This is a genomic window from Staphylococcus sp. OJ82, from assembly GCF_000294465.1.
GTDB classification, from domain to species: domain Bacteria; phylum Bacillota; class Bacilli; order Staphylococcales; family Staphylococcaceae; genus Staphylococcus; species Staphylococcus equorum.
Map to the genome: position 1 here is coordinate 49,684 of NZ_ALPU01000005.1, position 18,382 is coordinate 68,065.

General features: G+C 32.7%; 19 protein-coding genes. 12 read left to right on the forward strand and 7 right to left on the reverse strand.

Annotated features, from left to right (window positions below; translation table 11 throughout):
- Positions 1 to 350 precede the first annotated feature (350 nt).
- The 4 genes from SOJ_RS05830 (at position 351) to SOJ_RS05840 (ending at position 2,299) form a co-directional block, all read left to right on the forward strand.
- Positions 351 to 1,094: an HAD-IIB family hydrolase gene (locus tag SOJ_RS05830; RefSeq protein ID WP_002507162.1), complete on the forward strand. Its 744-nt coding sequence runs from the start codon at positions 351 to 353 to the stop codon at positions 1,092 to 1,094.
- 19 nt (positions 1,095 to 1,113) lie between these two features.
- Entirely contained in the window at positions 1,114 to 1,269 is a 156-nt protein-coding gene (locus SOJ_RS14560; protein WP_002507163.1) for a hypothetical protein, read from the forward strand.
- Positions 1,270 to 1,378: 109 nt separating this feature from the next.
- The gene (locus tag SOJ_RS05835) at positions 1,379 to 1,633 is read left to right on the forward strand and encodes a hypothetical protein (protein ID WP_002507164.1); all 255 of its coding nucleotides are present in this window, start codon (positions 1,379 to 1,381) and stop codon (positions 1,631 to 1,633) included.
- A 15-nt stretch (positions 1,634 to 1,648) separates the two neighbouring features.
- Complete coding sequence (locus SOJ_RS05840) at positions 1,649 to 2,299, forward strand: cytochrome P450 (RefSeq protein WP_002507165.1); 651 nt, start codon at positions 1,649 to 1,651, stop codon at positions 2,297 to 2,299.
- 582 nt (positions 2,300 to 2,881) lie between these two features.
- Here the strand turns inward: SOJ_RS05840 and SOJ_RS05845 are convergent.
- Positions 2,882 to 3,922, reverse strand: coding sequence for a C45 family autoproteolytic acyltransferase/hydolase (locus tag SOJ_RS05845; protein ID WP_002507167.1), 1,041 nt, complete (start codon positions 3,920 to 3,922; stop codon positions 2,882 to 2,884).
- Positions 3,923 to 4,416: 494 nt separating this feature from the next.
- Between SOJ_RS05845 and SOJ_RS14360 the strand changes: the two genes are divergently transcribed.
- Entirely contained in the window at positions 4,417 to 4,587 is a 171-nt protein-coding gene (locus SOJ_RS14360) for a hypothetical protein (protein WP_002507168.1), read from the forward strand.
- A gap of 627 nt (positions 4,588 to 5,214) precedes the next feature.
- On the opposite strand, the gene SOJ_RS05850 is transcribed toward SOJ_RS14360, so the two are convergent.
- On the reverse strand, positions 5,215 to 5,625 hold the full coding sequence (locus tag SOJ_RS05850; protein WP_002507169.1) for a YolD-like family protein: 411 nt from the start codon (positions 5,623 to 5,625) through the stop codon (positions 5,215 to 5,217).
- Between the two features lie 176 nt (positions 5,626 to 5,801).
- On the opposite strand from SOJ_RS05850, the gene pglS reads away from it, so the two are divergent.
- A complete protein-coding gene (gene pglS, locus SOJ_RS05855) occupies positions 5,802 to 6,839 on the forward strand; it encodes a 6-phosphogluconolactonase (protein WP_002507170.1) in 1,038 nt (345 codons plus the stop codon).
- 66 nt (positions 6,840 to 6,905) lie between these two features.
- Here the strand turns inward: pglS and SOJ_RS05860 are convergent, their stop codons facing one another.
- The 3 genes from SOJ_RS05860 to SOJ_RS05870 all read right to left on the reverse strand — a co-directional run bounded on the left by SOJ_RS05860 (position 6,906) and on the right by SOJ_RS05870 (position 9,964).
- Positions 6,906 to 8,285: an aldehyde dehydrogenase gene (locus tag SOJ_RS05860; protein WP_002507171.1), complete on the reverse strand. Its 1,380-nt coding sequence runs from the start codon at positions 8,283 to 8,285 to the stop codon at positions 6,906 to 6,908.
- Between the two features lie 136 nt (positions 8,286 to 8,421).
- Positions 8,422 to 9,357 (reverse strand): manganese-dependent inorganic pyrophosphatase, encoded by a 936-nt coding sequence (locus tag SOJ_RS05865; protein ID WP_002507172.1) that lies wholly within the window; start codon positions 9,355 to 9,357, stop codon positions 8,422 to 8,424.
- A gap of 55 nt (positions 9,358 to 9,412) precedes the next feature.
- The gene (locus SOJ_RS05870) at positions 9,413 to 9,964 is read right to left on the reverse strand and encodes a cysteine hydrolase family protein (RefSeq protein ID WP_002507173.1); all 552 of its coding nucleotides are present in this window, start codon (positions 9,962 to 9,964) and stop codon (positions 9,413 to 9,415) included.
- Positions 9,965 to 10,101: 137 nt separating this feature from the next.
- Here SOJ_RS05870 and SOJ_RS05875 point away from each other — a divergent pair, with 137 nt between their 5' ends.
- The gene (locus tag SOJ_RS05875; RefSeq protein WP_002507174.1) at positions 10,102 to 11,160 is read left to right on the forward strand and encodes a glycosyl hydrolase family 28-related protein; all 1,059 of its coding nucleotides are present in this window, start codon (positions 10,102 to 10,104) and stop codon (positions 11,158 to 11,160) included.
- A gap of 162 nt (positions 11,161 to 11,322) precedes the next feature.
- On the forward strand, positions 11,323 to 12,882 hold the full coding sequence (locus tag SOJ_RS05880; RefSeq protein WP_002507175.1) for an SLC13 family permease: 1,560 nt from the start codon (positions 11,323 to 11,325) through the stop codon (positions 12,880 to 12,882).
- Between the two features lie 85 nt (positions 12,883 to 12,967).
- Here SOJ_RS05880 and SOJ_RS05885 read toward each other — a convergent pair whose 3' ends face one another.
- On the reverse strand, positions 12,968 to 13,780 hold the full coding sequence (locus SOJ_RS05885) for a prephenate dehydratase (RefSeq protein ID WP_002507176.1): 813 nt from the start codon (positions 13,778 to 13,780) through the stop codon (positions 12,968 to 12,970).
- A 40-nt stretch (positions 13,781 to 13,820) separates the two neighbouring features.
- Positions 13,821 to 14,885 (reverse strand): nitric oxide synthase oxygenase, encoded by a 1,065-nt coding sequence (locus tag SOJ_RS05890; protein ID WP_002507177.1) that lies wholly within the window; start codon positions 14,883 to 14,885, stop codon positions 13,821 to 13,823.
- 229 nt (positions 14,886 to 15,114) lie between these two features.
- Here SOJ_RS05890 and SOJ_RS05895 point away from each other — a divergent pair, with 229 nt between their 5' ends.
- The 4 genes from SOJ_RS05895 to SOJ_RS05910 all read left to right on the forward strand — a co-directional run bounded on the left by SOJ_RS05895 (position 15,115) and on the right by SOJ_RS05910 (position 18,242).
- Complete coding sequence (locus SOJ_RS05895) at positions 15,115 to 16,581, forward strand: nicotinate phosphoribosyltransferase (RefSeq protein ID WP_002507178.1); 1,467 nt, start codon at positions 15,115 to 15,117, stop codon at positions 16,579 to 16,581.
- Entirely contained in the window at positions 16,574 to 17,395 is an 822-nt protein-coding gene (gene nadE / locus SOJ_RS05900) for an ammonia-dependent NAD(+) synthetase (RefSeq protein ID WP_002507179.1), read from the forward strand. The genes SOJ_RS05895 and nadE overlap by 8 nt, the downstream gene beginning before the upstream one ends.
- A gap of 86 nt (positions 17,396 to 17,481) precedes the next feature.
- Positions 17,482 to 18,060, forward strand: coding sequence for a DUF2179 domain-containing protein (locus tag SOJ_RS05905; protein ID WP_002507180.1), 579 nt, complete (start codon positions 17,482 to 17,484; stop codon positions 18,058 to 18,060).
- On the forward strand, positions 18,057 to 18,242 hold the full coding sequence (locus SOJ_RS05910) for an NETI motif-containing protein (RefSeq protein ID WP_002507181.1): 186 nt from the start codon (positions 18,057 to 18,059) through the stop codon (positions 18,240 to 18,242). Before SOJ_RS05905 ends, SOJ_RS05910 begins: the two co-directional genes overlap by 4 nt.
- The last annotated feature ends 140 nt before the right edge of the window (positions 18,243 to 18,382 follow it).

The following is an 18,382-nucleotide window of genomic DNA, read 5'->3' on the forward strand; positions in this document are numbered from 1 at the left end:
CTTTTTCTATATATAAATTACCACAACATAAAAATATTATCAAATTTTTAAGTCGACATATTCATGTCAGCTTTTTATTATGAGGATATACTCCAAGCTTTGAGATCATTATTTAATATGGATTAAATGAACTAAAAAATACTGAAAGAACAATAGAAGAATAAGTATTTCTTATTTATTAAAATACTCAGATAAATTTTTGAATTGCGTGATTAACTTCATAGTAAAAAATCGAAAAATATTTATGGTTATAAACTCATTTAAAAATAATTAAAGACGGGTAATCTTTATTAATTTTTGAATCAATTTTTATATGTGGTAATATTACGGTGTAAAAAGGAGGTTTATATGTGATATTTGTGATGGATGTAGATGGAACTATTTGCTTTAATGGCAGGTCTATAGAGAGATGCTTACTTAACGAAATAGAGAGAATTGGAAAAAAACACGAACTTATTTTTGCATCAGCTAGACCAATAAGAGATTTAGTTCCTGTTGTCAAAGAATTCGAAAATAACATTTTGATAGGGGGGAATGGTTCGATAGTTTCTAACAATAAAGAACTATCTGTGATAAAAAGTATTCCAGAAAATGATTTTAAAAAGATAAAAAGTCTTATTCATGAAAATGAGTTAGAATATATTATCGATGGCTCTTTTGATTATTCGGTGAAAGTGAGTCCTAATAATAAAATATTTAGACAATTAGACCCTGATAGACTGGCAAAAAATCGAAAAATAGAAGAAATAGTTGACCCAATAAAAATTATATTAATAAATTTAAGAGGAAATATGTTTGAATATATAAAAAAACATTTAGAAAAACATGAAGATTTTCTCTCAATAATTTATCATAAAAGCGAAAATAACATTGATATTACTGCTAAAAATATAAATAAATATTCTACATTAAGAAAGATTATTAATACAGATTCTTATATAGCTTATGGCAATGATATAAATGATTATGAGTTACTTAAACATGCTGAGAAGGCTTATTTTGTTGGGGGAAATAAAAAGAGTAATCCTTTTGCTAGTGTGGAAGTCATAAATAGTGATTTTCGAGCAGTTACTGATTCATTAAAATCTTATTAAATTAAGGATGTGATTATTAATGACGGTAGAATTGAAAGATGCAATGAAACAAAGTAGAAGTATGGTTAAAGAAATAGTTAGAGAAAAAACAAATAACTTTGAAACCGGACTCTTTTGGGAAGAGTCATTAAGGTCATGGATAGTTATTGATAATGATATATCGAAAAAATACTAACTAGCTCAAATTTTACTGCAAATAGAAAAAAGATTTTTTCAAAAGGCTCAATGTTTCAAATATACAAAAAATAGTTCTCGAGCATTTTTATTTAAACTGGCTAATGTATATGGACGGTACGGAACATATTGCTTTACGCAAAAAAATGCAAAAACCTGTTAACAAAATAAAAAAAGAGGTAACTGGAATTAGTAAAGAAGTATCTAATGAAATTCTGCAGGACTTAAATGGAGAGTTGAATGCTGTAGAAGAAATTACTAAACCTTTTAGTAACACTTGTCTTTCCAAAATTTTTGGTCTTTCGATTGATGATTACATAAACATCTTAAATATTTCAACAGAGGCTGTAAATTTTTATGGATAGCAGATCCTACTGAGAGTGAAATTTCAAAAAACTATTGATTCAATACTAAAAACTACCAATTATATTGATAATATAATTTCTGAAAAAAGATATGATGATGCAGGACTTTTTAAATTGATGTTAGATAGTATATCAGAAGAAAATGAGTTTATAGTTGCATTAGTTAATATGCTTATTGATGGTCATGAGCCTTTTCAATCGAGTCTGACTAATTTAATTTTTTATCACATTCACAATAGAGAGAGAGGATTTCGTGAATTAAATAGTAAAGATTTAATTCACGAAAGCATTCGGTATGAGCCACCATTTTCATATTGTGCTCGAGAATGTATAAAACAGTCTATGATAGCTGATAAATCAATTAGTGTAGGTGATAGGGTGATGATGATTTTGTATATTAGTAATAATAATGATAAGTCAATAAGTAATCAAAATAATTTATCCTGTACCTATTCTAAAAAAGATAGTTTATCGTTTGGTTATGGAGTTCATCGTTGTTTAGGAGCAAATATTACAACTTTATCATTAGAAGGCTTTTTAGAATCCTTTAAAAAGAATGATGAGCATAATAATTGGCAGATTAAAGATTATAACCACCAAACAACTTATGGATTTATTGAGTTTAAAAGCTTGTATATTGCCCCAAATAATAGATATAAAGTTTAAATATAACTGCATGTAAAAATAGCTATAGCCCTTTATATTAAAAGGATACAGCTATTTTTAATTTGGAAATAATCACAAATTACCACAAACTAACCACTGATTAATCATAACAACAAAGGGTCAAATGATTCAATATAACTATCTAAATTTGATAACGCATCAAATTCCATTTTTTCAGTTATATGAGTATAGATGTTTAATGTGGTTGTTATATTTATGTGTCCAAGTACTTGTTGTACTAATTTTATTGGCGCTCCCACTATACCTTGTACCATTTTAAATCTAACCCATTCTTATAGAGGCGTTATTTTATATTGCGTGTTCTCAAAAGCAAATGATTCATTTGACCATGCTTATCATTTAACTTAGTTAATAAATTCGATACAGTGCATAAATTATATATCAGAATACTACGTATATACCACCTTAATATTGAATTTGTACGTAATATTATGAGGTTTTAAGTTATCCACACATACTAAGAATGCTGAAATGAAAGGATTTGACAAAATATAAATGCAATCACTTTAATTAAGTGCTTTCTGGCTCTTTTTATAGTGTGATGATTTAAAATGATAAATATTAATATGTGGCAAAGGTTAAATCAGTGTCAAGATGGCCGTTAATTGAAGTAATATCTAATGATTCGCCATCGAGCCATTTGCCAAAGTCTATTATGGTAGGTACTTTATTTTCCCCTAAAGTGATATGTGCTGTTAATGATTGTGGTTCATACATACTTGTATGAATTGTACCGGACCAACTTTTGAATAATTTACTATAAATTTCATATTCCGGATTATTAAATAAATTAAATGCGCTCATTTTATCTAGTGATGTAGGTGCTTGTTTTAGAAGGCGATTTAAACGTTCTTTAGATTCTTTTGTAAAATTTCTATTCTCATGTGTTAATAATTTGAAATGATTCGTACAAGTACGATCGTAACGAACATCAACGGAGCGAGGAGAAACTTCGATAATCGCATGATTCAAATGTTTATCCATGACAATGTAACTAAAAGAGCTTCTATGTGGAAGTTCTTTTAGTAATTGTATGGCTTCAGTTACATCTTTACAATATTGTAATATAAGCCTGCCGACCATATAGCAGACGAAGCCATCACCTGGGTGCTTTCTGTGCATGAAATTGTAGCCCATGGATAGACCAGATTCATTCATACCGTCCATTCTCCCGGTTACACGTGATGTAGGACCTATTTGTGCTAATCCGCCATCAGTAGGTTGGAACAATAAGTAACGACCATCATAAGTTGCAGGGTGGTAGTCATAATTTCGAACCATATAATCTTGACCTAAAAAGACCGTACAGCCACTGTTTTTCAACGGTGTGAATCGATAGTGAGCAAAGTTAAGAATCATTTGGCGAGTAGGCAGATTAAGTACTTCTTGCATACCTCTAATTTCTTCCCAAATTTGCGGTGCGTACGTTTGGAAAATGTCATATGTTTCTTTGATATGGATATCAAAGCGGGGCATACGTTTTTTCCATTCTTTCTCTCTATTTTTGAGTAAGGGTGTTTGCTGCATCCACTGTGCTGTTTGTACACCTAAATCAAAGTGTGAACCTCGATGTGTTAAGATGTCTGATTTTACTAATTGCATAGTTTAAAACTCCTATTTATGTGTGTAATCTTACAAAAATGTAACTTCATTGTAACGCTCTGTTAATTGCATTACGTATGACCAGTAGTTATGCTTAAATTAACATCAAGGGACGATTCAGATAGACAAATTCAATGAGGTGATTATTATGTCAAATTATTATGATGCTTTCAAAGATGCAGTCTCCACTTGGTGGGGTCAATAAGATGAGAATAACTAACATTGAATTGGCTAATATTTAACGATATTAGCCCTTTTTTACATATATTGGTAATAAATATAACATCTATCTTTATTCTGATGAGAAGAAAATGTTAAAATAAATAAGACATATTGACTAAAAATTATTGATTTTGCATTACTCCAATAATATCATAAATTCACTTTTTAATATTTAGATTAAAGTAATGGAAAGTGGGTATATATTTATTGATGCTTTCAAGTATGCTATCATTATTGATAGATATGTTAATAATTTATTGAGGTGAATCAGAATGTGTAATTTTATTAAAGGTTTATTTAAATTTGTATTAGGTACAATTCTTACTGTGTCAATAGCAGCAGGTGTTGGTGCAGTAGTTTTCGCTTATATCTTTAAAAAAGATTTCGAAGATATTGAAAGTAAAACAAAAGAAATAGTTTCAGATATTGAAACGAATAATTAAGTTATTGATAGAGCACTTTAGAGTGTTCTCATACTGTCGACAAAGTCTTAGGGCTTTTGTTGGCAGTATTTTTTTTAGCCACCGTTCAACGAAGTTGTTACGGTGGCTTATGCAGTCGATGGTACTGCGGACATAAATCCCGTTCAACGAAGTTGTTACGGTGGCTTATGCAGTCGATGGTACTGCGGACATAAATCCCGTTCAACGAAGTTGTTACGGTGGCTTATGCAGTCGATGGTACTGCGGACATAAATCCCGTTCAACGAAGTTGTTACGGTGGCTAATGCAGTCGGAAAGACTGCGAACATAGATCCGTTCAACGAAGTTGTTACGGTGGCTTATGCAGTCGGAAAGACTGCGAACATAAATCCCGTTCAACGAAGTTGTTACGGTGGCTTATGTAGTCGGAAAGACTGCGAACATAAATCCCGTTCAACGAAGTTGTTACGGTGGCTTATGCAGTCGGAAAGACTGCGAACATAAATCCCGTTCAACGAAGTTGTTACGGTGGCTAATGCAGTCGGAAAGACTGCGAACATAAATCCCGTTCAACGAAGTTGTTACGGTGGCTAATGCAGTCGGAAAGACTGCGAACATAGATCCCGTTCTTCAAGTATAGAAAAGCAGTTAACTATTGTCTTGAGTTATTCTAGTTATATCAAATAATGAAAGTTTAATTGTTTCCTGTGTATGGATTAGGTAACCTTCTAAAAACATATGAGTCATATCTATATTTTTAATTTTTATATGAGTCGTTTCCAACCATCCTGCTTTATAGTATTCGATGTGAATATAGGAATCTGTATGTAACGCTTGATGAAGATGTAAATTTAAGTCATTTAATTGATCGTCTGATAATATAGGACGGTCAATTTTATTTTGATCTACTAAATATTGTTGAATTGTTTCGAATTGTTCTGGCAAAGTTGCAAATGGTGCCCATTTAACCATGCCACGACCTTGCGGGATATTGGCATTAAGAAATTCTCTTGGTATATTTCTATAGTCATTTTCATTTTGATATTTTTTCGGAATCATAAAATCACCTCAACACAATGATAGAACATATGTTCGTGTTATTGCAAGAAGTTTTTCCTTATTTTAAGTTAATAAAGCATGAATCTTAATTTGATAGAAATTGATAATAATCGTTATATTGTCATTTAGTATAGATATTTATTAAAATGAAACTACAATAATATGGAGGGGTTTACATGACGACAACAGGTTATATTGGTACGTATACGAAAAAAGAGGGCAAAGGTGTTTATCGTTTTGAATTAGATGAACAAACTGGAAGCGTAACAGAAGTTGAAACAGGATATGAATTAGAAGCATCCACTTATGTAAATCAACATAATTCATTTTTATATGCTGTAACACGTGAAGGAGATAATTGCGGTGTTGCTAGTCTTAAAATAGAAGAAGATGGTAAACTCAAATTAATTAATAAATGTCTTGCTTCTACAAAAGGTAGCGGCTGTTATGTAGATGTGTCACCAGACGGAAAGTTTATTTTTGAGTCTGTTTACGGTGCTGGATTAGCGCGCTTATATGAAGCGAATCCTGAAACAGGTGAAATCATACGTTTGATTCAAGAGTTAGAGCACAATTATCCAACTGGGCCACACGAAAGACAAGATCAGCCACATGTGCATTTTATTAGTACAACACCAGATGAAAAATATGTTGTTGCAATCGATTTAGGTACAGATAAAATAGTAACATACGAATTTAATGATCATGGTTTTAGTGAACATGCAGTGAGTGATTTTGAACCAGGGGATGGACCAAGACATATTACTTTTCATGAAAATGGGAAGTTTGCTTATGTTGTCCATGAGTTATCAAATGTCGTAAGTACAGTAAAATATGAAGACGGAAAATTCACAGAACTCCAACGACATTCAACAATTCCAGAAAATTTTGAAGGTGATACAAAATTAGCGGCAGTAAGACAGTCACACGATCAAAAATTCTTATACATCACGAATAGAGGGCACGATAGTATTGCCATTTTTAAAGTAAGTGATGATGGTTCAACGATTTCATTCGTTGATATTGTATCAAGTGGTGGCGAATTCCCACGTGATTTCAACATTACTGACTCAGACGATTTCTTAGTTTGTGCACACCAAGAAGGTGACTATACACTGACAGTTTTCAAACGTGATAAAATTACAGGACAATTAGAAAAAGTTGATCATCATGAATCAGCACCAGAAGGCGTTTGTGTACAATTTTTAAAATAAAGACAATTGAAAAAAATTAAAAAAATAACCTAGTATGGATAATACACTGCCATACTAGGTTAATTTCTATTTGTTGAAAAATGTTTTGATGTATTTAAATTTCCCTTTATATGGTGGGAATATGAGGCTTGATTCAAGTCTTGTAGATTTAAATACATAAGATTTATCATGACTAAACGTATCAAAACTATATTTACCATGATATTGTCCAATCCCCGAGGCACCGACACCACCAAAAGGTAAGTTTGGGTTTGCGAGGTGCATCAGCGTATCATTAATCGCGCCACCACCAAATGAAATTTCATGAAGTACACGTTCTGTTGCATTTTCATCTTCGCTAAATAAATATAAGCTGAGTGGCTTAGGTTTAGTGCGTATTAAATCAATTGCTTCATCAAAGTCATCATAAGGAATGATTGGTAAAATAGGGCCGAAAATCTCATCTTCCATTATTTTAGCATCGAAAGTAATACCATCTAAAATGGTTGGAGCGATGTATTTATCATCTGCATCAGATTGACCGCCAAATGCAATTTCTGTTTTATGAACATTTAATAAATGGTCTAAACGGTCGAAATGTTTTTGATTAATGATACGACCGAAATCTGGACTATCTTGTATAGATTTACCGTAAAATTCAGTGATGGTATTTTTGAGTGCCGCGATGAGTTGGCTTTTGACTTTTCGGTTAACTAAAATATAGTCTGGTGACACACAAGTTTGACCAGCGTTCGTAAATTTTCCGAAACAAATGCGTTCGCTTGCTACTTTGATATTTGCTGATTCATCTACAATCGCAGGAGATTTACCCCCTAATTCTAAAGTGACAGGCGTTAAGTTTTCGCTAGCTGCACGATAGACAATACGTCCTACTTTTTCGCTGCCAGTGAAAAAGACATAATCAAAAGGTAGGTGTATGAGCGATTGTGTAGTTTCTGCGTCGCCTTGACATACACTAATATATTCAGGGTTGAATACATCTTCAATAATTTGCTGTACTATATCTGCAACGTGTGGTGTGAATTCTGATGGTTTAAGTATAGCTGTATTTCCCGCTGCTATTGCACCAATTAATGGTTCAATGAGTAATTGGAAAGGGTAATTAAAAGGCCCGATAATTAAGACCGTACCATAAGGCTCTTTCATGATATAACTTTTAGTAGGGAATAAATAAAGGGGCGTGTTAACTTGTTTTCTTTTCGCCCAATTTTTAAGTTCTTTGCGTGCTGACTTAATGCTTTTTAAAGTGAATCCAATCTCGGTTGCATAAGCTTCCACTTTGTTTTTTCCTAAATCTTTTTGAAGTGCGTCGAGTAATTCATTTTCATGATTTTTAATACTTTTACCCAAGAGTTTGAGTTGTTTTTTTCTAAACTTAAGATCTTTGGTTTCGTGAGTATTAAAATATTGTTTACTATTATGGAAAGTTTGCTCTATTGAATTCAAATGATATTCCTCCTATTATGAGATGTCGCTATGCTTATGCAAATGGGTAAAAAACTGGAACATATTTACTATGTTCCAGAATACTGAGCGGTTAGGTGTTTAGTTTCTTTGTCCACTCAGTGTTTATCATATACTATTAAACGACTTCGTTTAAAGCTTCTGTAATTTGAGGTACAACTTGTTTTTTACGAGAAACTACTCCAGGTAAGAATGCAGTATTGTTTTCAAGTTCAACATTGAAAGCTTTACCTACTTTGTCTGTTTCAGGTCCTACTACTAAAATTTTAGAATCACTATTAATGATGTCAGTCACGACTAACACAAATAAATCATATTTTTCATTTGCACTTGTTTCTAACATAGCTTTTGTTAATTCTTCTTGACGTGCAAAGACTTCATCAATATCCACAGTATTAACTTGTCCAATATGAGTTGAATAATCTCCCATGTTGAAAGATTTTGCATCCATAGATAAGATATCTGAAATTGATTTGTCTGTTGTAGACGCACCTGCTTTTAACATATCTAAACCGTAAGATTCTAAGTCAACATTGGCGATCGCTTTCAATGCTTCTGCAGTTTGCACATCTTCTTCAGTACATGTAGGTGATTTGAATAATAAACTATCTGAGATAATTGCAGAAATCATTAAGCCAGCAATTTCAGGTTTAATTTCAAAACCGCGTTCTTTATACATTTTGTATAAAATTGTTGCTGTACAACCAACTGGTTCAGCACGGTAATATAAAGGTGCTGCAGTTTCAAAATTAGAAATTCTATGGTGATCTACGACATGTTGAATTGTAGCGTCAGCAATTGAATCTGCGCTTTGTTGGAATTCATTATGGTCAACTAAAATAACATTTTGATCAGCTAGATTATCGTTAAGTAATTCTGGCGCTTCTACTTTGAAATGATCTAAAGCAAATTGCGTTTCAGGACCTATTTCGCCTAAACGGTAAGACGCAGCCTCCGAATTACCTGTTTGTTGTTCAAAATCTGCCATGATGATGGCAGATGCAATAGCATCTGTATCTGGATTTTTATGTCCGAAAATATAAGTTTTTGCCATATCTAAATTCTCCTTATTTATATAGTTAATATTATTTTATCATGAGTTTGCATAGTTATTCTACTTCAGCACCTAAGGAATTTTTAAAATGATCTAAAGCCCAATCATGACCTGTTGGATTAAATGAAGCAACGCCTTTATGAGAAATACTGATAGAATAACCTAAATTATAGGCAGTAATCGCTGTATGTAATACACAAATGTCGGTACATACACCAACAATTTCTAAATGTGTTACATTTCTTTCTCGTAGCAAAATATCTAACGAAGTACCGCAAAAAGCATCATAACGTGTTTTATCTAAAAAATGTATGTGATCATTAAATAATATATTTTGATAGATATCATTTACTTTGCCGTAAAGTTCTCTCCCAGATGTTCCTAGAATATTGTGAGGAGGGAAGAGCTTGTTCTCAGGATGATAACTATTTTCTTCAAAATGTAAATCCATCATAAAGAAAATGTTCTGTTGTTTTTTATTATATACTTCAATTCTTTCCACAATATAATGTTCAATTTGCTGGGCTGGAATGCCACAAGTCATTTTTCCGTTATCTGCAACAAAATCATTTGAATAATCCACTACAATAAGTGCACTTTTTTTCATAATTTGTGAACACTCCTAATATTAAAGATAATAAGTATTATATACTAAGTAGATAAATCAATAAAGCTACAACAAACGCGTTTGAAAATTCTTAATTAAGTTTATTATAAAGTATTGAGAAAGAGAGGGATTGTCCTATGATGATTAATGCAAAGGAATTTGGATTAAAAGGTAAAAGTAAAAGCGCAGATACACGAGCAATGCAACGTGCATTGAATTATGCAAAAAAATATCCTTCGATAACAATATATGTACCTAAAGGTGAGTTTCATATACGCAAGTCACTGGTTATTTATGAGTCTACAACATTATTGCTAGATAAAGGCGCAGTTCTTAAAAGATGTGGGAAAGATGCCTTACTAAAAAATGGTAGAAGGTTTAAACCTTACTATGGTTATAACGGCAACAGCCATATTTATATTGCAGGAGGAACATTTGATATGAATGGCTATGATTTCCCTTATAATAATACAGCAATGTGTATAGGACATGCCCAAGATATTCAAATTGTCGATGTGACCTTTAAAGATATTATAGGTGGTCATGGACTGGATGCATGTGGGGTAAATGGATTATATATAAATAATTGTAAATTTTTAGGATTCAATGATAGTGATGGGACAAGAACTTTTTCAGAAGCAATTCAGTTAGATATTCAAGTACCAGGTGCGTTTCCTAAATTTGGGACGACAGACGGAACGATTACAAAAAATGTAATAATAGAAAATTGTTATTTTGGCAATTCAGATACGCCTACGATGCAGTCCTGGAACAGGGCGATTGGTTCTCATGCAAGTCGTTATAATCAATTTTATCAAAATATCCATATTCGTTTTAATACATTTGAAGGGATAAAGCAATATGCACTAACACCTTTAAAATATAAAGATACGTATATTCATCATAATATTTTTAAAAACTGTGCTGGTGGTGTTCGTTTTTTAGCAGTTAAAGATGGTAAAAATGCAAAAGATTTAAAAGGGAAACAAAGATCAACTCAAGCAGGGTGTAATTTAAATATTTATCAAAATAAATTTGTTGGAACGATAGAGAAATATGCAATTCGGATTCAAAGTTATAATAATATAAAACATAAAAATATTTTTATTGCTCAAAATGAGTTTGATGAATCGCCACCTAAAATGTATTTGAAAGACATTAAAAATTTATTTTTATCTTATGATGATAAAATTTAAAATAATGTTAAGTCTAATTAAACAGGATTAGAATGCTACATTGACATTATAAAGGATGTGTTTGTAAGCGGTTTAGCATTGATATTTCATTAAGATTATATTATGTTATAAACTAAGAAATGTTATGAATATTCAGAAAAGTAACTTTAGAGGGGGACGAATATGAACAATTTGAACAAAGGGGATATGAGAAGGTCACAATATTTAATGTTTTTTTCTAACAAGAAAGAAAAGAAGTCTTATAACAGTGGACAATTAATAGGCTTAATATTGGGGCCACTATTATTCGTTTTAACATTACTATTTTTACAGCCTGAAGGTTTATCAAGTAAAGGTATATTTGTTTTAGCAATAACACTTTGGATTGCAACGTGGTGGATTACTGAAGCTATTCCGATTGCAGCAACGAGTTTGTTACCATTAATATTGATGCCAATTGGACATGTATTAAGTCCAGAAGAAGTTTCATCACAATATGGTAATGATATTATCTTTTTATTCTTAGGCGGTTTCATTTTAGCGATTGCCATGGAAAGATGGAATTTACATACCCGAGTTGCTCTAACGATTATCAATACATTAGGGACAAGTACAGGAAAGATTTTACTAGGATTTATGATTGCGACAGCCTTTTTATCCATGTTTGTGTCGAACACTGCCGCTGTTATGATTATGATTCCGATTGGTTTAGCAATTATTAAAGAAGCCAGTGAATTAAAAGATAAAGGCATTAAAGATTCAAGTATTACTAAGTTTGAGCAATCCATAGTTTTAGCAATTGGTTATGCCGGTACAATCGGTGGTCTTGGCACGTTAATTGGGACACCGCCTCTGATTATTTTAAAGGGACAATATCAATCTGCATTTGGTGAAGAAATTAGTTTTGCTAAATGGATGATTATTGGTGTACCAACGGTTATTGTTTTACTATTCTTAGTTTGGGCATACATACGATATATAGCTTTTAGACATGATATGAAAGCATTACCAGGTGGTAAAGCGTTAATTAAAAGAAAATTAGATGAATTAGGCAAGATGAAATATGAAGAGAAAGTAGTTCAAGCTGTGTTCATGCTTGCTAGTTTCTTATGGATAAGCAGAGAGTTTTTACTGAAAAATTGGACATATACTTCAGAAATAGATGATGGAACTATAGCTATGTTTATTGCAGTCTTACTCTTTTTAATTCCTGCGAAAAATAAAGAACAACATAAACGTATTATAGATTGGGATGTGGCTAAAGATTTACCATGGGGTGTATTAATTCTCTTTGGTGGGGGTCTAGCGCTAGCGGAAGGGATATCATCAAGTGGTTTAGCAGCATGGCTTGGCGATCAGTTGAAACTGATAGAAGGTGTGAGTCCTTTAATCATTGTAATAGTCATTACCGTATTTGTACTGTTCTTAACTGAAATTACATCTAATACTGCAACTGCAACGATGATATTACCAATTCTTGCAACATTATCAGTTGCAGTAAACGTTCATCCGTTATTGCTGATGGCACCTGCTGCAATGGCGACGAACTGTGCATTTATGTTGCCAGTAGGTACGCCACCGAATGCAATTGTATTTGGTACAGGACGTATTAGTATTAAAAGAATGGCGTCTGTCGGCTTTTGGATAAACATACTAAGTATTATCGTTATAGTACTCGTTGTTTACTTCCTAGTACCACCAGTATTAGGTATAGATGTAACCAAGCCATTGCCACTTAAATAATAATATAGATAAATAAAACTCTCCATTTCTAAATAATGAAATGGAGAGTTTTTGGTTTGTTTAATTGAGTTATATAAAAATAAACTTAACTTAATTTATTAAATGAACCAATAATTGAGACTTGGAAGTCTAGCGTGTTTAAAATTTTAATAACCTTAGCCAAATCTTCATTGATTGGTGTGTCTGCTTGTACAAAAAAGTGGTACATTCCGAGTTGTGTTTTTAAAGGTCTAGATTCAATCCAAGACAAGTTAATATTAAATAAAACAAAAGTATTTAATATGCTTGCTAATAAACCAGGTTTATCAAATTGAGGCGTGATGAGCAATAATGTATCGCTCGCATCCTCTACATCCTCGATGCTACTCGGTTGGTTACTAACGACTAAAAAGCGCGTTACATTATGTGGGAAGTCTTGTATGTTTTCCTCAATAGGTGAATAGCCGTATGCTTCACCACTACCTAAAGGTGCAATGGCACCAACGTGATTAGTTATTTTTTCCAAACTTTTGATTGTACTGTCTACATAGTCATACGTGAACCCTTGCTTTTGTATGTACTGACTCGTTTGACTAATCGCAGGCGCAATAGAATAAACTTTTGAGATATCATTTACTGTAGCACCTTGAGAACCATACAACGCGAATTGAATATCTAAATGAAGTTCACCTTGTGCAAAAATATTTTGTTGTGTTAATGCATCTGCGACAATATTAATCGTCCCTTCAATTGAATTTTCAATTGGTACTACGGCGATACTGTTATCATCGTTAGAAACAGCTTGTACTACTTCGTACAGGTTAGATTTGGCTTCAAAATCCATTTCAGATTCTGATTTATATTGTTTTGCTGCTAAGTATGAAAAGGTCCCTTTTGGGCCTAAATAATAAAGTTTCATGTGACGTTACCCCTTGTTTATATGTGTAAGGATAGAGTGTTTAATGGAATGGACAACCCGTAGATGTTGATTTCTTATAAAAGAAATTAGGTTCTCGAATTTCATTTTTATAACCATGATGATAATTTGCCACCAATGTTGGAGATAACGAAGGTGATAACCATGACCATTTACCAGTAACATCTCTTCCTTCTTTTGTTTCATTCTTTTCAAATCGTTCAAACTGCTTAGAAGCAGTCAAATGATCAACAATAGAGACGCCTTCATTTTTAAAGGAATGATACACTGCATCGTTTAGTTCGACAAGTGCACGATCTTTATTGAAAGAATTATTCTTAAGTGTATCAAATTCAAATGCTTCTGCAACACTTTCTAGCAAATTATAACGATAACTATCTGTAAAATTACGAACAGCAATCTCATTTACCATATACCAACCGTTAAATGGTGCTGTTGGGTATGTAATGCCGCCAATTTTTAAATCCATACTTGATATAATAGGAACGGCATACCATTTTAAACCGAGTTGTTTTAACTTTGGATAGCGGTCATGTGTTATAGGAACTTCCCTAATTAATTCTGGGTTATAAGTATGATATTTTAAATTACCTTCAGGCATCTTATAAATTAAAGGTAAGACATCAAAGTGAGTATGTTCTCCTGTCCATCCAAGATGTTCAGCGAGTTGCGTTATACTTCGTTCAGCAGGGTCGCCTAAATCTGAATAACCTGCATATCTGATTAATTGATTATTATAAATTTGTGGTGGTTGGTGCTGTGAAAAGATAGTGATATAAGGTTTGATTTTTCCATTATTTGTTGCAGTTGTTATGTGATTTTCAATTGTAGCTATAAATTCATCTTCAGTTTGAATATCTCTTGCGTCTGCTACAGTTAATGAATTCCAAAAAAATCGACCAATACAACGATTAGAATTCCTCCAAGCCAATTTAGCACCATAAGTAAGTTCTTCAATTGTATGTTCATACGTGCCATTTGTTTGAATAGCAATTTCAATTTCTTTAATTCTATCTAATGTAACATGTTCATCGTAACTTAATTCTTTATGCATTGTTTTAATAAATGATTTAGCTTCATTTAACATATAAACACCTCACTTAGTATTATAAGTGATTACAGTTAATTTATAATTATAAAACTATAAATGTCACTACTTTGTCGTTAGTAATGTCACACTTTTATCAAAATTTAAAATAATGAACAATAGCAAACTGAAAATGTTGCACGAATGCTATTAAATAGGATGGTATTTCAGGTGCTAACAACGTTTCTTTTATGCTAAACTAATAGAAAAGCTGATTGGAGAGATTTTTGTGTACCAATACGAAGACGATACATTAGTATTGCATAATGATTTATATCAAATAAATATGGCTGAAAGTTATTGGAATGATGGTATTCATGAACGATTAGCAGTCTTTGATTTGTATTTTAGAAATATGCCATTCGACAGTGGCTATGCGGTTTTTAATGGATTAAAGCGTGTGATTGAATATATAAATCAATTTCATTTTTCAGAATCAGATATAGAATATTTAAAATCTATTGGCTATCAAGAGGATTTCTTGAGTTATTTAAAAGACTTGAAATTTACTGGTAATATTCGCTCAATGCACGAAGGTGAGCTTTGTTTTGGTAATGAACCATTAATGAGAGTAGAGGCGCCACTAATACAAGCTCAATTAATAGAAACGATGCTATTAAATATAGTGAATTTCCATACTTTGATTACAACAAAGGCGAGTCGTATTCGACAAGTTGCGCTGGATGATATGTTAATGGAATTTGGTACACGCCGTGCGCAAGAAGCGGGCGCAGCATTATGGGGAGCCAGAGCATCATACATTGGTGGCTTCAATTCTACAAGTAATGTAAGAGCAGGAAAGTTATTTGGCATTCCAGTATCTGGTACACACGCCCATGCAATGGTGCAAACATATGGTGATGAATATATTGCTTTTAAAAAATACGCCGAGCGACATAAGGACTGTGTGTTTTTAGTAGATACATTCCATACGCTAAAATCTGGTGTTCCAACAGCAATTAAAGTTGCAAAAGAATTAGGGGACAAAATTAATTTCGTAGGTATTCGATTAGATTCAGGAGATATTGCTTACCTTTCTAAAGAAGCGCGACGTATGTTAGATGAAGCTGGATTTACAGATGCCAAAATTATTGCTTCAAACGATTTAGATGAACAGACAATCACGAGTTTGAAATCACAAGGTGCAAGAGTTGATTCATGGGGTGTAGGTACTAAATTAATTACAGGCTATGACCAACCAGCACTTGGTGCAGTTTATAAGCTCGTTGCTGTTGAAGATAGTTCTGGCGCATATGTTGATCGTATTAAACTCTCAAATAATGCAGAAAAAGTAACGACGCCAGGCAAGAAAAAGGTATACCGTATCATTAATAAAAAAACGAACAAAGCTGAAGGAGACTACATTACATTGGATCATGAAGATCCATATGAAACGACGCCGCTTAAACTTTTTCATCCTGTCCATACCTACAAGATGAAATTTATAAAATCATTTATAGCGAAAGATTTGCATCATGATATTTATAAAGACGGTAAATTAGTATATGATTTACCAAGTGAACAAGAAGCACAAACTTATTTGAAAGAAAATCTTACCTATTTATGGGATGAAAATAAGCGTCATCTTAACCCACAAGAATACCCTGTAGATTTAAGTACAGCATGTTGGGAAAATAAACATAAACGTATATTTGAAGTCGCAGAACATGTAAAGGAGATGGAAGAAAATGAGTAATTTACAAGAAATCATTGTTAAAGAAATGAATGTCCAACCAATGATTGACAGTGAACAAGAAGCGCGTAGCATAATTCAATTTATTAAAAGCTATGTACAATCTCACTCATTTATCCAATCTTTAGTGTTAGGTATTTCAGGTGGCCAAGATTCCACTTTAGCTGGTAAACTGTGTCAAACTGCAGTTAATGAGTTAAAAGAAGAAAAAATTCATTGCCAATTCATTGCTGTTAAATTACCATATGGTGAACAAAAAGATGCAGCCGAAGTGGAAGATGCATTGAAGTTCATCCAACCGGACGCAGTAGTAACGATTAATATTAAATCAGCTGTAGATCAGAGTGTGCAATCACTAAAAGGTGCTGGTATTTCACTTACTGATTTTCAAAAAGGAAATGAAAAAGCACGTGAACGTATGAAAGTACAATTCTCAATTGCTGCAAATAAACAAGGTATAGTAATCGGTACGGATCATTCGGCTGAAAGTGTAACGGGTTTTTATACGAAATATGGTGATGGTGCTGCTGATATTGCACCGCTATTTGGTTTGAACAAACGCCAAGGTAGACAATTATTAAAGTATTTAGAAGCGCCGAAGCACTTATATGAAAAGGTGCCTACTGCAGATTTAGAAGAAGACAAGCCACAATTACCAGATGAAGAGGCACTAGGTGTGAGTTATGATCACATAGATGATTATTTGGAAGGCAAATCGGTACCAGATGATGCACAAGAAGTTATTGAGCGTCATTATATTAAGAGTGCACATAAAAGAGAATTAGCTTATACAAGACACACATGGCCTAAAAATTAACTACTATAACCGTAAGTTTTTAGTGACAAAATATAAACTTACTGATAGAATTACTTGAATTTAATGTAACAGAAAGGAAAATGGACATGTCAGTGATAACATCTACGCCATGGTTAATGGTTTTAGCCATTTTTATAATCAACGTTGCTTATGTAACATGCTTAACGATGAGAACAATATTAACCCTTAAAGGTTATCGCTATGTTGCTGCAATCGTGAGCTTCTTGGAAGTCCTTGTATATGTTATTGGTTTAGGTATGGTAATGTCTAGTTTGGATCAAATCCAAAATGTACTTGCATACGCCTTTGGTTTTTCAATAGGTATTATTGTTGGTATGAAGATTGAAGAAAAACTAGCACTTGGTTATACAGTAGTCAATGTAACTTCATCTGAGTATGAGTTAGACTTACCAAGACAATTAAGAGATTTAGGGTATGGTGTGACACATAATACTGCATACGGCCGAGATGGCAAACGCTTGATTTTACAAATACTTACACCGAGACGTTTTGAAGCTAAATTAATTGAGACGATTAAACAAATTGATGCAAAAGCATTTATGGTCGCATATGAACCGCGTACAATTCATGGAGGGTTCTGGGCGAAAGGTGTTAAAAGTAAAAAACTTAAACAATATGATACGGATGAAGTTGAAAGCATATGAAAAAACAACAAAAATTCAAAGTCGAAGAACACGAGTCAATTCAAGATTGTTTGGGTCGCATGCGTGAAGCTGGCTATACACCAGTTAAACGTTTTGAAAAGCCTGTTTACAAAGAAAATAAAGACGGCAGCGTAGAGGTACTTAAACAAGAAATTGAGTTCGTAGGCAAATTACAAGAATGATAAATATGGGAGCCTGATACATGTATTTATGTTTCGGGCTCTTTTTTTAATATTTTGATTCTAAATAATTTCTATAGTAGGCTTAAAAGGCTTATACATTTCAAAGTAATTCTGTTAAACTAGTATTGAAAAGAATAAAC